We start from the raw sequence: 14,662 nt of genomic DNA, 5'->3' as shown, positions 1-14,662 counted from the left end.
GTGAATAATTCGAAGGAGCCGATGCGGATTGGATGACGATGACACCGTTGCAGCGTTATGTCGCCGAAGAAATCGCTACCGACCATGCTGACGGGTTGCTCCCGCGCCGCGAAGCGCTGCGCAGGCTCGGGTTGCTCGGACTTACCGCCGCTGCGGCGTCGACCCTGCTCGCCGCGTGTGCGTCGAACAAATCGGAGAGCGGAACCACGACCATCGGTGCGACCGCATCGACTACGCCGCCGCCCGGTCTCGAGGGCGCGGTGGCCACGGAACCGATTACGTTCGAAGGTCCGTCCGGCAAGTTGACCGGTGCCTGGGCCGCGGCCGCAGACCCGCGCGGAGTGCTGCTCGTTATCCACGAGAACAAGGGCCTGACCGACCACATTCGCTCGGTTGCCGGCAGATTCGCGGGCGCCGGGTATTCGGCCCTCGCAATCGACCTGCTCTCCGAAGAAGGCGGCACGGGGTCCTTCGACGATCCGGCGAAAGCGACCGCCGCCCTGACGGCGGCGCCACCCGAGCGTCTGCTCGGCGACATGAAGGCCGGTATCGACGAAATGCAGCGCCGTGCGCCGGGCAAGAAGGTCGGAGCGATCGGCTTCTGTATGGGCGGCATGCTGACGTGGCGACTGCTGGCATCGGGGGAGCCGCGCCTCGACGCCGCGGCCCCGTTCTACGGTCCGCTGCCGGAAGGTGCGAGCTTCGCGGGTTCGCACGCGGCCGTCATCGCGATGTACGGCGAACTGGACGAGCGGGTGAACGCCACCCGAGACGCCGCGACCACAGCTCTGGAGGTCGCGGGCCTCCCGCACGAGGTCGTGACCGAACGGGGCGCGAACCACGCCTTCTTCAACGACACGAGCGACCGCTACGACCCCACCGCCGCCGCGGACGCCTGGCAACGGGTCCTCGCCTGGTTCGGTCAGTACTTGGGCTAGTCGGCCCCCTCCCGCTCGCCCTATTGCGTCCCGCTCGCGTTATAACGCGAGCGGGAAACGAAACCGCGAGCACAGCATCCGTCGCGAGCGCTGTAGTCACGCCGCCAACCGGTAGGTGCCCAGTGGTCGCTGTGCGTGTTTGCGGCGTGTGATCGCGCGCTGAAATCTGGCGTGTATCACGTCGCGGCGCTCGAGTTCGCTCCAGATCCACCGCACCACCTCCCATCCCATGTCCCGCAGCGAGTCTTCGCGAAGTTTCTCGCGATATACCGCTTCGCCAGGCGACACCCCTGGGCGTAAGTACTTGCCGTACTTGACCTTCCCATCGAATTCGCCGATCACGCCGAACTCTTCGATAAAGAAGTCACCGCGACCGAGCAACACTCCTGCGTTGTCGAAGAACTCGGTCTGCAACTGCGGCGTCGGCAGTCGAAGTTGGGAAAGTGCCAGGCGGCTTCGTGATTCGCCGACACTCTCGCTGCGACCGTCGAACAGTTGGGTCGCGAGCAGTGCGCGCCTATAGCCGGTGCCGCCCCTCGGCGTAGGCCAACCCGTCGACGATCTCGTTGCGAGTCAGACCCTTTCGCATCGCGGCGTCGCCGGCAACGATTGCTTGCTCGAGCGGCACTGTCCGTGCCAGGTCGCCGACCGTGCGGGCCAGGTCGGTGACGCGTACGCCATCGATGACGACGACGTCTTCGTCGGGCAACGGTGCGCAATGCATGTGTAGGTGACGTGTCTTACGGCCGCCAGCGGGCCGGTCACGCGTCGCATGCACGCGATCGAATGGGACCGACCACAGCGGTACGTCGTGCATGACTGCAGCCGATTGATGACTGATCGACGCGAGCGCCGACAGCAAGGGCGCTGTCGCGACCACGAGTTCGCGATGCTTGGCCTCGCGCGTCAGCTCCTCGAATTCGGGCGGGACATACAGTCCCGGACGCAACTTGGACCAGCCTTGTCGTGTGTACAGATTGCGCAGTTCGGCGTCTGTCTGTCCGTAGGCGAGGGCGTCTGCCCGCCGGATCGGTTCGCTCATGAACACATGTTGTCCTGCCGCTGCGCGTCCGACCCGCCGAAAATAGGCTGCCTGTGGATAACTGGAGCCCTGTGGATAACGCCCACGCTCGCCCTTTTGCGTCGCGCTCGCGTTATTACGCGAGCGACGCGCAAAACCGCGAGCGCAACAACAAATGCGGCGTATCTGTCGCCCCCAGTCCACCTTCGTGAACCCCCGGTGAACGCGACCACCCCCTGCGACCTGCGTTAACCCAAGCTGCATCGACACGTCACCGTGCATATCCCGCGCAGCATTACTGGCTCGTTAGACAACGGACATGACCACTTTGTCGGTACTGTCCCCTCCGAGTGTTGATGTAACTACGCGGCCTAGGTACTCGCTGGTTGTCACGTCGGACCGGGAGCATCGGTTGGCGGCGCAGCGTTTGCGTTACGACGTTTTCGCCTCCGAGCCGGGATTCGACATTCCGGCCAACGAGCTCGGCCTCGACGCCGACCGCTTCGACGACCACTGCGACCATCTCCTCGTCCGCGACGAGTTGTCCGACCAGTTCGTCGGCTGCTACCGGATGCTTCCGCCGGATTCGGCAAAGGCGGCAGGCGGCTATTACACGGCCACGGAGTTCGACCTCTCCGCACTCGCGCCGCTGCGGCCGCAGATCGTCGAGATGGGCCGGGCGTGCGTGCGCCCCGAGCACCGCAACGGTTCGGTGCTGAGCCTGATGTGGGCGGGCATCCTGCACTACATCCAGCTGACCGGATACGAATGGGTGATGGGCTGCGTCTCCGTACCGATGCAGGAGGCTCCAGACGAGGCTCCCGGCGCGAACGTGCGCGGTGTGCGGGACGTTCTCCTGAGCAAGCACGCTTCGCCGTACTCGGTCCGTCCCTACAACCCGGTCGTCGTCGAGGGCAGGACGCTCGACGAGATCGCAGCGCCGGCTCGCACGAAGCTGCCGCCCCTGCTCAAGGGCTACCTGCGACTCGGAGCGACCGTTGCCGGCGAACCCGCGCACGACCCCGACTTCGCCGTGGCGGACTTCGTTGCGCTGCTCGGACTGCACCAGGTGAATCAGCGCTATCTCGAAAGGCTCCAGCAGGCCGCGGCAGCGCTCGAAGGAAAGTCGCTCTGATGACCGCCGAGGCGCACTCGTGGATGCCTGCGAGTCCGTGTGGCACGAAGTGCGTCGATGCAGAATCGGCCACGGTCGGCAACGGGACGTTCGCGAAGCGCGTGCTGACGGTCGGTGCAGCCATGGCGAGCTTCCCGGTCGTGAACGCTCTCACGCCCGCGACGATGAAGAGCGGTGTGCAGCGGCGCTACGCGGAGGTCCTCGTTCGCTGCTTCGGAATCACCGTAGACGTGGTCGATCAGCGCGGCAGCGACTCACCCGGTGCCATGTTCAGCGCGCCTGAACAGGGTGTTCTCGTCGCGACAGGACATGTCGGATGGACCGACGTGCTTGTGCTCGCATCGGTGCAGCCGATCAGTTTCGTCGCGCGCGCCGATCTCGTGGATTGGCCGGTGCTCGGCACGCTCGCGCGCAGGATGCGCGTCATTCCGATCGATCGCGGCAATCTCAAAGCCCTGCCGGGAGTCATCAGGGAGATGGCCGACCGGATGGCGGCGGGGGAGCGGATCGCGTTCTTCCCCGAAGGCACAACGTGGTGCGGACGTGCGTACGGCGGCCTGCGGCCCGCGCTGTTCCAGTCGGCGGTCGATACGAAAACCCCCGTGCAGCCGGTGCGTCTGCAGTACCGCAACGACGACGGTTCGCTGTCGACGACGGCAAGCTTCGTCGGGGAAGATTCGATGGCGACCTCGTTGTTGCGGATGCTGCGGGCCGACTCGATCACGGCCGAGGTCGTCCTCGCGCCGATCGAGCAACCCGGTGCGGATCGAAAGGATCTTGCTGCCCGGTGCGAGCGTGCGGTTCGTGGTGCAGACGTGCTCGATTTCGAGGCGCACGGCGTGCTCGAATCGGCCGACGCGCGCAATACGGTCAAAACGCCCGACACAACTCGCACGCTGGTCGCGCAAACCGCGTAGCAGCGACAACGGCCCGGTCAAAGCTCAGGCTCGACCGGGCTATCCTTGTTAGGTCATGAACTCGGTTAACCAGGGCTCTGCCGGCAAAGGCGTGGCTGTGAACGGCTCAGCTGTGAACGGCTCGCTCCTGAACGGCGCTGCCACCCCGGTGTACCTCGACCACGCGGCAACAACGCCGATGCTGCCCGTGGCTATCGAGGCGATGACCGCTGTTTTCGCCACGGTCGGCAATGCGTCCTCGCTGCACGGATCCGGCCGCGCCGCCCGTCGCCGAGTCGAGGAGGCGCGCGAGTCGATCGCAGCATGCCTCGGTGCGCGGCCGTCCGAAGTGATCTTCACCTCCGGTGGTACCGAGAGCGACAACCTCGCCGTCAAGGGCATCTACTGGGCGCGCCGCGCCGCCGACCCGCGCCGGACCCGCATCTTCGCCAGCTGCGTCGAGCACCATGCCGTGCTCGACGCCGTCGAGTGGCTCGAACGGCACGAGGGCGCTTCGGTGACGTGGCTGCCCGTGGACGCGCAGGGCCGGGTTGCGCCGGACACGTTGCGGGCAGCATTGGCACTGCACGCCGACGATGCGGCACTCGTGACGATCATGTGGGCGAACAACGAGGTCGGCACGATCATGCCGATCGTGGAGCTTGCCGCGATCGCTCGTGAGTTCGGCGTGCCTATGCATAGCGACGCGATTCAGGCCGCCGCACAGTTGCCCATCGACTTCGCGGCGAGTGGACTGTCGGCGGCGAGCATCGCTGCCCACAAGTTCGGTGGCCCGCAGGGCGTGGGTGCTCTGCTGCTGGGGCGCCAGGTTCCGTGTGTTCCGTTGCTGCACGGTGGCGGGCACGAACGCGATGTGCGCTCCGGTACACCGGACACCGCTGCTGTCGCGGGTATGGCGGCCGCATTGCGGGCGACGGTCGACGAACTCGATGTTCGGCCCGCGCACCTTCGGGCCTTGCGGGAGCACCTCAGCGCCGGGGTTCGCGCAACAGCGCCGGACGCGGTGCTGAACGGTGCCTCGGGCGATGACCGCCTCCCTGGCAACGCCCACTTCACTTTCCCCGGCTGCGAAGGCGATTCGCTGTTGATGCTGCTGGACGCCGCAGGCATCGAATGTTCGACGGGATCCGCGTGTACCGCGGGCGTCGCGCGCCCGAGCCACGTCCTCATCGCGATGGGTGTCGACCCGGCTGCCGCCCGTGGATCATTGCGATTCTCGTTGGGACACACAACTACTCGATCCGATATCGATGCCCTGATCGCGGCGCTGCCACAGGTCGTCGAGCGGGCCAAGGCTGCTGGGCTCGCCGGCGCCGGTTCGCGGTCCACCGCGGCACTGAGCGAGCTGTCTTCGGAAGGAATTCGCTGATGCGTGTGCTTGCTGCGATGAGCGGCGGCGTCGACTCGGCTGTCGCTGCCGCACGCGTGGTAGCCGCTGGTCATGATGTAGTCGGCGTGCACCTCGCCCTGTCCGCCGAGCCGGGAACATTACGAACCGGAGCCCGCGGCTGCTGCTCGAAGGAAGACGCCGGCGATGCGCGCCGCGCCGCCGACGTTCTGGGAATTCCGTTCTATGTCTGGGATTTTGCGGAGCGCTTCAAGGAAGACGTCATCGACGACTTCGTCGACTCGTATGCCGCAGGCGAGACCCCGAATCCCTGCTTGCGTTGCAACGAGAAGATCAAGTTCTCCGCCTTGGCCGACCGCGCCTTCGCCTTGGGTTTCGACGCGGTCGCAACCGGGCATTACGCGCAACTCGACGACGGGGTGCTGCGCCGCGCTGTCGATGCGGAGAAGGACCAGTCCTACGTTCTCGCAGTGCTTACGGCACAGCAGCTTTCGCGTGCGCTGTTCCCTGTCGGCGATACACCGAAGCCGCAGATTCGCGAAGAAGCCGCGGCGCGCGGGCTTGCTGTCGCAGACAAGCCCGACAGTCACGACATCTGCTTCATCCCGTCGGGTGACACCCGGGCGTTTCTCGGTGCACGCATCGGGATCAGGCCGGGTGCGGTCGTCGACGCCGATTCCGGTGCGGTGCTCGCGGAACACGATGGTGTACACGGCTTTACGATCGGGCAGCGCAAGGGGCTGGGTGTTGCCGGTCCGGCAGCTGACGGCCGACCGCGGTACGTGACCGAGATCGAGCCCGAAAGTGGAACGGTCCGTGTGGGTTCGGTCGAGCGGCTGCAGGTGTGGACCATCGGCGCGGACCGTGCGATCTGGACCTCCGGTAGCGCGCCGGACGGTCCGGTCGAATGTGTCGTCCAGGTCCGGGCGCACGGCGGAACAGCCGATGCGGTTGCCGAAAGTATCGGCAGTGGAATCGAAGTCAGGTTGCGTGAGCCGTTGACCGGTGTAGCAAAGGGGCAGGCATTGGTGCTCTACCGTCCGGCCGCCGCGGGTGACGTAGTGATCGGCAGTGGCACGATCGCCCGGACCGGCCACCACAGGTGACAACTCCGTTCGGCGGGATTGCGACGGCGATCGGGTCCTGGCCGGGGACGGACTCGCGCGAAGCTGCGGCGACGATAGTCGGTGAGCTGGGCGAGATGCCCCATATCGTCGAATTGCCCGCTCGCGGAGTCGGTGCCGACATGATCGGTCGCGCCGGTGCCCTGCTCGTCGACATGCATTTCGACACGACGACCCGTGGCTACCGCTTGGCGAGGACTCCTGGCAGCGTGGCGAAGCGCTCGCTGCGGTTGCTCCGTGAAGACCTGGACCTCCTCGAAGAGGCTTGGGAGAAGGCCGGTTACGTAGGCACTGGGAAGGCACTGAAGCTGCAGGCTTGCGGTCCGCTGACGCTAGCCGCCGAGGTCGAGCTGGGCAATGGCCACAGAGTGCTCACCGACGACGGCGCTGTCCGTGACTTCGCGGAGTCGCTCGCAGAGGGGCTGGCCCAGCACGTTGCCGAGGTGCAACGTCGGTTCGGTGCGAAAGTTGTTCTGCAGCTGGATGAGCCGTCGCTTCCGGCGGTCATTGCGGGCACGGTCAAAGGCGTAACCGGAATGGACCGCGTCGCTGCGCTGCCCGCGCCCAACGTGTTGCACCTGCTGGACCTCGTCGTCGAGGCTGCGCAAGTACCTGTCCTGGTACACAATTGCGGTGCTTCGCCACCACTGGAGCTGCTGCGGCGCAGCAAGGCGGAGTGCATCGGCGTCGACGCGGCGCTCTTGCAGGTTGCTGACCTCGACGGCATCGGCGAATTGCTCGAAGCAGGGAAAGCTGTTGCGCTGGGATTGGTTCCGGCCGTCGGACCGGATATCGAGCCGACCTGGCGGGATATCGCGAACCCCGCGCTCAACCTGGTCGACCGGCTCGGATTCAAGCGGTCGACGTTACGCGATCAGATTCTCGTCACGCCCGGCTGTGGCCTGGCGGCGGCGTCCAACAGCTGGGCGCGCAAGGCATTACGGCTGAGTGTGGAAACAGCAAGAGCGTTTGCGGAGGAACCGGAGTCGTTGTGATGGGAACCGTACGGGATGAGATCGATCGCAGGCTCGAGCCGTGGTTCACGGCGTTGGCCGGGGATCGAACCCCGTACACCAATCACGTCCTGCGTGTACTGGAGTTCTGTGACGCCCTCTACGCCGTCGGCGGCGGGTCGGGTGCGGTGCCGTCGTCGCGCGAGGAGTATCTGACGGCCGGTGCGTTTCACGATCTCGGCATCTGGTCCGCGGGAACGTTCGACTACCTGGGTCCGTCGGCGGAGTTGGCGCGTGACTGACTGTCCAAGGGCGACCGTACGGACCTCGTACCGCTGGTCGACGACATGATCGATCAGCATCACAAGCTCCGCGCGGCCGCAGACCCGCATTCACCGGTCGAGATCTTTCGCCGCGCGGACACCATCGATGTGTTGTTCGGGGTGCGGCGCTTCGGAATGTCGATGGCGGACTATCGCCGAATCGCGAGCACGTATCCCGACGCAGGCTTTCACGTCCGGTTGGTTACGCTTACGGCAGGGCGAGTTCGGACGAATCCGCTGTCTCCGCTTCCCATGTTCAAGTGGTAGCCGGACTGTCGTAGGGCTGAGTTAGTCTGCGGGGGTGACGGAGAATCAGGCGGCATCCGGCGAGGTTCGCGAGCGTTGGCAGGCTCTTGCAGACGAGGTTCGCGATCATCAGTTCCGGTACTACGTGCGGGATTCGCCGACGATCTCCGACGGCGAGTTCGACAAACTGCTGAACGATCTCATCGCGCTCGAGACGGAGTACCCGGAGCTGCGAACGCCCGATTCCCCGACGCAACTCGTCGGCGGTGGTTTCGCGACCGAGTTCACCGCGGTGGATCACCTGGAGCGAATGCTCAGTCTGGACAACGCTTTCGACGAAGAGTCTCTGCGCGCATGGGCGAAGCGAGTCGAGGTTGAAACCGGCTCGGGTTTGCACTACCTGTGTGAAGTGAAGATCGATGGCGTTGCGCTGAACCTGGTCTACGAGAAAGGCAAGTTGGTTCGCGGTGCGACTCGCGGCGACGGCCGCACCGGCGAGGACGTCACGCTCAATGCGCGGACGATCGCGGAGATTCCGCACGAACTGACCGGGACCGACGAGTTTCCCGTACCCGACTTGCTCGAGGTACGCGGCGAGGTGTACTTCCGCCTCGAGGACTTTCAGGCGCTGAATGCTGCGATCGTCGCCGAAGGTAAGCCGCCGTACGCGAATCCGCGAAACACTGCGGCCGGCTCGCTGCGGCAGAAGAATCCGGCCGTCACCGCCAAGCGCAGGCTGGGCATGATCTGCCACGGTCTGGGCCGCACCGAAGGTTTCTCGCCGAGTTCGCTGTACGAGGCATACGTGGCGCTCGGCGCGTGGGGTTTGCCGGTCTCGACGCACACGACGCGGGTGCAGGGCGTGGATGCCGTCGTCGCCAAGGTTGCCTACTGGGGCGAGCACCGCCACGACGTCGAGCACGAGATCGACGGCTTGGTCGTCAAGGTGGACGAGGTCGCGTTTCAGCGTCGGCTCGGCACCACCTCACGCGCGCCGCGGTGGGCGATTGCGTACAAATATCCGCCCGAGGAAGTCACGACCAAGCTGCTCGACATCAAGGTCGGTGTGGGCCGTACCGGTCGTGTCACGCCGTTCGCATTCACCGAGCCCGTGTTGGTCGCCGGCTCGACCGTTTCGCGCGCGACCCTGCACAACGGCAGTGAAGTCAAACGCAAGGGCGTGCTGATCGGCGACACGATCACCATCCGCAAGGCCGGAGACGTCATTCCGGAGGTCCTCGGTCCAGTCGTAGATTTGCGAACCGGCGACGAGCGCGAGTTCGTGATGCCGACACACTGCCCGGAGTGCGGCACGGAGCTCGCTTTCGAGAAGGAGGGTGACGCCGACATCAGGTGCCCGAATCAGCGAACGTGCCCAGCGCAGTTGCGGGAGCGCGTTTTTCACGTCGCAGGACGCGGCGCGTTCGATATCGAAGTGCTCGGGTACGAGGCCGCGATCGCGTTGCTCGAGAACAAAGTGATCGTCGACGAGGGCGACCTCTTCTCGTTGACCGAAGAAGACTTGCGTAAGACCTCGCTGTTCACGACCAAGGCGGGATCGTTGTCCGCCAACGGAAAGCGACTGCTCGACAACCTCGATTCGGCGAAGGATCGGCCGCTGTGGCGAGTGCTCGTCGGACTGTCGATTCGGCACGTGGGTCCGACGGCGGCTCGGGCGCTGGCTGCAGAATTCGGGAGCCTCGAGCGCATTGTGAATGCAAGTGTCGAGGAACTTGCGGCTGCCGAGGGCGTCGGTCCGACCATTGCCGTGTCGGCCACCGAGTGGTTCGCGGTCGACTGGCACCGCGAGATCATCGAGAAATGGAAGGCTGCGGGCGTCAGGATGGAGGACGAGCGTGACGAGTCGATCACGCGGAACCTCGAGGGCTTGTCCATCGTCGTCACCGGATCGCTCGAGGGCTTCTCCCGCGACGAGGCAAAGGAGGCCATCCTGTCCAGGGGTGGCAAAGCCGCTAGCTCTGTGTCGAAGAAGACGGCCTATGTCGTCGTCGGTGACTCGCCGGGCACGAAGGCCGACAAGGCCGTCGAGCTGGGGGTGCCTGTGCTGGACGAAGACGGATTCCGTCGGCTACTCGAACTGGGCCCCGACGGTGTGGCCGTAACGGCGGAAGAAGAATCTCCTTGACCTGAACTGAACTTTAGGTTTCAGGATGGAACTTGCAACCTATGCAAGGGAGATCCAATGTCGCGAAACCAAAAGACAGCACTCGTCACCGGAGCATCGGCGGGCCTCGGTCGTGCCCTTACCTGCGCGTTGGTCGGCGACGGGTGGGACGTCATCGGCACGGCACGCGGAAGCGCGGAGCTGACGCGGCTGGGCAACGAACTAGGTTCGGCTCTCACGACCGTCCACGGCGACGTGTCCGACGCCGCGCATCGGGCGGAGTTGGCTGACCTCCTCTTCGCCCGACCGCGCCTCGACCTCGTCGTCAACAATGCAAGCAGGCTCGGACCGAGCCCGATGCCGAAGCTGCGTGATATCGAGCTGGACGAGTTGGAGCGAATTCTCGCTACCAACGTCGTTGCACCGCTGGCGATTCTGCAATTCGCCACACCGAAATTGTTGGCGAGCAATGGTATTGCCGTAAACATAAGCTCAGATGCCGCGGTCACTCCGTACGAGGGGTGGGGTGGATACGGGTCGGCCAAGGCCGCGCTAGACCACCTCACGGCGATTTACGCTGCGGAGAATCCAGGCATCGCGGTCTATGCATTCGACCCCGGCGATATGCGCACTGCCATGCACCAGGCGGCTTTTCCTGGTGAGGACATCTCCGACAGACCTGATCCTGAAACAGTTGTACCCGCGCTGCTCCGCTTGCTTGCGGACCGCCCGCCGAGCGGACGGTACATCGCCGCGGACCTCCTGGCGGGAGCATCGAAATGACTGTGACCGTGCTCGATCCGGAATTCGTACTGCCACCCGGCCGGGAGGCCACCGAGCCACCCGAGGCCCGTGGTGTCGCGCGTGATCAGGTTCGGCTGTTGGTATCGGACCGAGGATTGCTGACGCACAGCCACTTTCGGGAGCTGTCGTCGTTCTTGCGACCTGGCGATCTGGTAGTCGTGAACACGTCAGCGACGATGTCGGCCGCGGTGCCGGCTCGTCTGGGCGATGTGCCTGTCGTGGTGCATTTCTCGACCTGGCTCGACGACGGTAACTGGGTCGTCGAGGTCCGCACCGGCGACGGCCAGAAGTTCGACTGGGCGACGCTTCGGGCTGGGATGCGGATACAGGCACCGGGCGGTGTGATCATCATGCTCGTGCGGCCGTGGTTACCTGACGGGCGGCGGCTGTGGTCGGCGCACATCAGTACCGAGAAGGTGGTTCGTTGGCTCGAGCGGCACGGCCGTCCGATCACGTATTCCTACGTCAGCAAGCACTGGTCGGCGCGCTACTACCGCACAGCCTTCGGCCGTGACCTCGGGAGCGCCGAAATGCCCAGCGCTGGTAGACCGTTCACCGACGGTGTGGTCACCGACCTGGTCTCCAAAGGTATTGCTGTCGCGCCGATCACGCTCCACACCGGTGTGTCGTCGGCGGAGTTGGGTGAACCGCCCAGTCCGGAGCGGTACCTCGTACCGGACGCTACGGCGCGCATCGTCAACAATGTGCGTGCGGCCGGTAGGCGAGTCGTCGCGGTCGGCACGACGGTGACGCGGGCGCTGGAAACGGTTGCGGCAGAAGATGGTCGGGTGCACGCCGGTGCGGGGTGGACCGACTTGGTCCTCAGCGCGCACCGGCCGACCCGAACGGTCGACGGCTTGGTGACCGGTTGGCACGAGCCAGGTGCGTCGCACCTGATGCTGCTCGAGGCGGTCGTCGGAATCGGCGCCGTTCGTGAAGCCTACGACGCCGCGCTGGCAGGGGAGTACCTATGGCACGAGTTCGGTGACAGTGCGCTACTGCTGCGGTGAGGTCGTTCCCCCACCCAGTCGCTGCGCCAGGGCGACTGCTTCTCGCCGAGTCGATACGCCCAATTTCGTGAGGATCGCAGAGACGTGATGGTCGACGGTCCGAACCGAAAGGACCAGGCGTTCAGCAATTTCGGCGTTCGTGAGTCCTTCGCCGACAAGGGTGAGCACCTCGGCTTGGCGCCCTGTAAGACCCGCAGGGTTGCTTCGGGTTTCGGCTGCCGGACCGTGCGGCATTCGATGAACACCCAACTTGCGCAGGCGTTGGCGCACGATCGCGGCCGCGCCCTCGGCGCCGAGGCCGACGAGAATCTGCAGACCGGCCAGGGTCGGCGCGGCTTCGCCGGAGTCGGCGAGTTCGAGAGCGTGTTCGTACGGGTCGCCGATCGCCGACCACGCCTGTGCCGCCGCACGCCACTCGCCGCGCAGGCCGCCCGCCCACGGCTCCGGACACTCGGGAAAAGCGCTGACCGGGTGCCCGGCTCGTTTGAGGTAGCGCAGCAACTCGCCGTACAACCCGAACACCACCGGATGCGCTGCGTTCGCCGACCACATTCCGGCGAGCGCCGCCGAGCGCTCCGGCTGCCCGGTGAGCCACGACCATTCGACGAGCGCGAGTCCCGAATAGGCCAGCCCGAGTAGCCATCTGCCTGCGAGTGCCCGCTGGAAGGTGTCAGCGACCAGTTCGGCGGCGGCCGGATCACCGCGGCGCGTCAGGATCCGTGCCACATTCGCTGCGGCGAGGAGAGCGAACATGCCGGCATCGGCGGATTCCATCGCCGCGCGCAGGCCGCGTTCGGCGGCGTCCCAATGTCCTTGCCGCAGCAGGAGTTGGCTGGCCACGATGTCGAGGCGGACCTTGTACAGCGGCAGATCATGGTCGAGAACGTAGGCCGACGCCGTCGTCAGGCACTGCTCGAGTTCGTCGAATTCGCCGAAGCGTAAAAGCAACTCGGCCATGATGGTGTAGCCGCGCCCGACGCTCTCGTGCGTTCCGAGCGCCGCTGCGTCCGAGATTCCCTTGCGCAGCATGCTGATTCGGTCCGCAGGCGTCAACGTCTCCAGACACACCGCGAGATAGATCTGGCACAGCGCGACCAGGTCGGGGCGATTCGCGGCGCTCGACAACTCGACAGCGCGCTCCAGAACGGGCCTGGCTTCGGCGAGCGCCTGGGCGGTCAGTAGCAGAGTGCCGTGATAGGTCGCGGCGTAGGCGCGTGCGGAAGCCGACCCCACGTCGTCGAGCAAGGCGACGGCGTCGGTGATGACGGTCGCGGCCTGCGCATGATCGCCTGCCATCAGCAGGTGGTGGGACTGACCGACCATCACAACACCTGCGGCCGCGAGGTCGCCGGTCGATCGGTGCAGCTCGACCGCTTGTTGCGACGCTGCGGCGGCATCGCCGATCCGGTGCGCGTTGTAGAGCTCCCATGCGTAGTCGGCGAGCACGGCTGCCCGGTCGGCCGGCTCGAGCAGGTTGGTGCCGAGTGCTGCCTCGAAGAGCGTCAACGCTTGCCGATGGGCCCCGCTCGCTGCCGCGCCGCGACCTGCAGCCGGCGCGAAGTCGACGACCGTCCGTTCGTCGCCCGCATTGGCGGCGTGATGAACGACGCGAGCCGGGTCGGAATCGGCGTCGGTCAGAAGGGCCTGGGTGATCGCCCAATGCGCCGCGCGACGCACGAGCGCGGGCAAGCTGTCTTCGAGCGCCCGCCGCGTCAGGTCGTGCCGGAACGTCAACCCGACACTGTCGATCTCGATCAATCGGCGGTCTTCGGCCTCCCGTAGGACATCGAGCGGCTGGCCAATTACCTTCTCCGCGAGCTCGAATTCGATGGCGCCCGAAATCACGCACAGTCGTTCCAGCGCTTTGCGGCACTCGGGAGCGAGGCGCTGGATCCTGGCAAGCACCGTCGCGGCAACGGTAGGTGAGACGTCGTCGGCGTGGGCGGTCAGTGCCTCTGCGACGTAAAACGGGTTACCGCCCGTCGTCGCGTGCAGCGCGGAGGCGTCGCGTCCGCCACTTCCGACCAGTTGCGCGACCGCCTCGCGAGACAGCGGCTGCAGTGTGACCCGCGTCGGTGAGGTGGCTGCAACGATGCCCAGCAAGCGCCGCAGCGGATGGGCGATCGGTAGTTCGTCGTCGCGGAACGTGAGGACTAGCAGCGCCGCGCTGCGTTCGACCCGCCGGGAGACATACGCGAGCACGTCGAGCGTCGCGTCGTCGGCCCAGTGCAGATCCTCGACGATCAGTACGGTCGGCGGCGAATCTTCCAGCTCGGCAACGGCACCGGTCATCGCCGAATCGAGCGAACCGTCGGCGAGGCCGCGAGCGAGCGGCCCCGAGCTGTCTGCCGCTGCGTCGCGGAATGCGCCCAGTGTGCGAGGCGCTATGAGGTCGTCGCAGGCGCCGGTCAAGACCCGGAAGCGGTCGGGTATCGCCGCGTGGAATGCCCGGACGAGGGACGTCTTTCCGATACCGGCCTCGCCGCTGATCAACGCGATACCGCCGCGGCCGGCGCCGGCCTCGGTCAATGCGGTCAGCAATTCGCGAAGCGGTGCTTCGCGTTCGAGCGGCCACCTGTGCCTACCGGACCATTCCGGTGCGCGAGTCACGTCACAACCCGCCCGCGCTCGGCGAGAGTAGATTTGAACGTCGGGTTTGTCCCACTCGTTCACCTTGCCAGAAGCACGTCGAACGAGACGCGTCGACGAAAGGAAGCG

General features: G+C 65.8%; 14 protein-coding genes. 11 read left to right on the top strand and 3 right to left on the bottom strand.

Going from position 1 to position 14,662, the window contains the following annotated elements; genetic code table 11:
* Window positions 1-38 precede the first annotated feature (38 nt).
* Complete coding sequence (locus JGU72_RS02095) at window positions 39-938, top strand: dienelactone hydrolase family protein (protein WP_199683144.1); 900 nt, start codon at window positions 39-41, stop codon at window positions 936-938.
* Window positions 939-1,034: 96 nt separating this feature from the next.
* Here JGU72_RS02095 and JGU72_RS02090 read toward each other — a convergent pair whose 3' ends face one another.
* Complete coding sequence (locus tag JGU72_RS02090) at window positions 1,035-1,352, bottom strand: hypothetical protein (protein ID WP_199682089.1); 318 nt, start codon at window positions 1,350-1,352, stop codon at window positions 1,035-1,037.
* Between the two features lie 103 nt (window positions 1,353-1,455).
* Window positions 1,456-1,980 carry a hypothetical protein gene (locus JGU72_RS02085; protein ID WP_199682088.1) on the bottom strand — a complete coding sequence of 175 codons (525 nt, stop codon included), beginning with the start codon at window positions 1,978-1,980 and terminating at the stop codon, window positions 1,456-1,458.
* Between the two features lie 298 nt (window positions 1,981-2,278).
* Here JGU72_RS02085 and JGU72_RS02080 point away from each other — a divergent pair, with 298 nt between their 5' ends.
* Genes JGU72_RS02080 through JGU72_RS02035 form a run of 10 tightly spaced genes read left to right on the top strand, consistent with a single transcriptional unit; the run spans window position 2,279 to window position 11,944 of the window.
* Entirely contained in the window at window positions 2,279-3,094 is an 816-nt protein-coding gene (locus JGU72_RS02080; RefSeq protein ID WP_199682087.1) for a GNAT family N-acetyltransferase, read from the top strand.
* Window positions 3,094-4,011, top strand: coding sequence for a lysophospholipid acyltransferase family protein (locus JGU72_RS02075; protein WP_199682086.1), 918 nt, complete (start codon window positions 3,094-3,096; stop codon window positions 4,009-4,011). The genes JGU72_RS02080 and JGU72_RS02075 overlap by 1 nt, the downstream gene beginning before the upstream one ends.
* A gap of 55 nt (window positions 4,012-4,066) precedes the next feature.
* Window positions 4,067-5,380: a cysteine desulfurase family protein gene (locus JGU72_RS02070; RefSeq protein ID WP_199682085.1), complete on the top strand. Its 1,314-nt coding sequence runs from the start codon at window positions 4,067-4,069 to the stop codon at window positions 5,378-5,380.
* Entirely contained in the window at window positions 5,380-6,465 is a 1,086-nt protein-coding gene (gene mnmA / locus JGU72_RS02065) for a tRNA 2-thiouridine(34) synthase MnmA (protein WP_199682084.1), read from the top strand. The genes JGU72_RS02070 and mnmA overlap by 1 nt, the downstream gene beginning before the upstream one ends.
* On the top strand, window positions 6,462-7,478 hold the full coding sequence (locus tag JGU72_RS02060; protein ID WP_199682083.1) for a methionine synthase: 1,017 nt from the start codon (window positions 6,462-6,464) through the stop codon (window positions 7,476-7,478). The genes mnmA and JGU72_RS02060 overlap by 4 nt, the downstream gene beginning before the upstream one ends.
* Complete coding sequence (locus tag JGU72_RS02055; RefSeq protein WP_199682082.1) at window positions 7,478-7,738, top strand: hypothetical protein; 261 nt, start codon at window positions 7,478-7,480, stop codon at window positions 7,736-7,738. The genes JGU72_RS02060 and JGU72_RS02055 overlap by 1 nt, the downstream gene beginning before the upstream one ends.
* 45 nt (window positions 7,739-7,783) lie before the next feature.
* Window positions 7,784-8,026 carry a hypothetical protein gene (locus JGU72_RS02050; RefSeq protein WP_199682081.1) on the top strand — a complete coding sequence of 81 codons (243 nt, stop codon included), beginning with the start codon at window positions 7,784-7,786 and terminating at the stop codon, window positions 8,024-8,026.
* Window positions 8,027-8,060: 34 nt separating this feature from the next.
* Window positions 8,061-10,151, top strand: a complete 2,091-nt coding sequence (ligA, locus tag JGU72_RS02045; protein WP_199682080.1) for an NAD-dependent DNA ligase LigA — start codon at window positions 8,061-8,063, stop codon at window positions 10,149-10,151.
* A 57-nt stretch (window positions 10,152-10,208) separates the two neighbouring features.
* Window positions 10,209-10,913 carry an SDR family NAD(P)-dependent oxidoreductase gene (locus tag JGU72_RS02040; RefSeq protein WP_199682079.1) on the top strand — a complete coding sequence of 235 codons (705 nt, stop codon included), beginning with the start codon at window positions 10,209-10,211 and terminating at the stop codon, window positions 10,911-10,913.
* Window positions 10,910-11,944 carry an S-adenosylmethionine:tRNA ribosyltransferase-isomerase gene (locus JGU72_RS02035; RefSeq protein WP_199682078.1) on the top strand — a complete coding sequence of 345 codons (1,035 nt, stop codon included), beginning with the start codon at window positions 10,910-10,912 and terminating at the stop codon, window positions 11,942-11,944. Before JGU72_RS02040 ends, JGU72_RS02035 begins: the two co-directional genes overlap by 4 nt.
* On the opposite strand, the gene JGU72_RS31190 is transcribed toward JGU72_RS02035, so the two are convergent.
* Window positions 11,930-14,554, bottom strand: coding sequence for an ATP-binding protein (locus tag JGU72_RS31190; protein ID WP_199682077.1), 2,625 nt, complete (start codon window positions 14,552-14,554; stop codon window positions 11,930-11,932). The two genes, JGU72_RS02035 and JGU72_RS31190, sit on opposite strands and share 15 nt — an antisense overlap.
* Window positions 14,555-14,662 lie beyond the last annotated feature (108 nt).

It is taken from the genome of Antrihabitans auranticaus (genome assembly GCF_016481275.1).
Taxonomy (GTDB): domain Bacteria; phylum Actinomycetota; class Actinomycetes; order Mycobacteriales; family Mycobacteriaceae; genus Antrihabitans.
Note: the sequence above shows the minus strand (reverse complement) of the source record. Positions and strands in the feature narration are given on the sequence as shown.

Bases quoted from the DNA above. Each gene is read 5' to 3' on its own strand.
- JGU72_RS02095 (WP_199683144.1), top strand. From the start codon at position 39: ATGACACCGTTGCAGCGTTATGTCGCCGAAGAAATCGCTACCGACCAT.
- JGU72_RS02085 (WP_199682088.1), bottom strand. From the start codon at position 1,980: ATGAGCGAACCGATCCGGCGGGCAGACGCCCTCGCCTACGGACAGACA.
- JGU72_RS02080 (WP_199682087.1), top strand. From the start codon at position 2,279: ATGACCACTTTGTCGGTACTGTCCCCTCCGAGTGTTGATGTAACTACG.
- JGU72_RS02075 (WP_199682086.1), top strand. From the start codon at position 3,094: ATGACCGCCGAGGCGCACTCGTGGATGCCTGCGAGTCCGTGTGGCACG.
- JGU72_RS02070 (WP_199682085.1), top strand. From the start codon at position 4,067: ATGAACTCGGTTAACCAGGGCTCTGCCGGCAAAGGCGTGGCTGTGAAC.
- mnmA (WP_199682084.1), top strand. From the start codon at position 5,380: ATGCGTGTGCTTGCTGCGATGAGCGGCGGCGTCGACTCGGCTGTCGCT.
- JGU72_RS02055 (WP_199682082.1), top strand. From the start codon at position 7,478: ATGGGAACCGTACGGGATGAGATCGATCGCAGGCTCGAGCCGTGGTTC.
- JGU72_RS02050 (WP_199682081.1), top strand. From the start codon at position 7,784: ATGATCGATCAGCATCACAAGCTCCGCGCGGCCGCAGACCCGCATTCA.
- JGU72_RS02040 (WP_199682079.1), top strand. From the start codon at position 10,209: ATGTCGCGAAACCAAAAGACAGCACTCGTCACCGGAGCATCGGCGGGC.
- JGU72_RS02035 (WP_199682078.1), top strand. From the start codon at position 10,910: ATGACTGTGACCGTGCTCGATCCGGAATTCGTACTGCCACCCGGCCGG.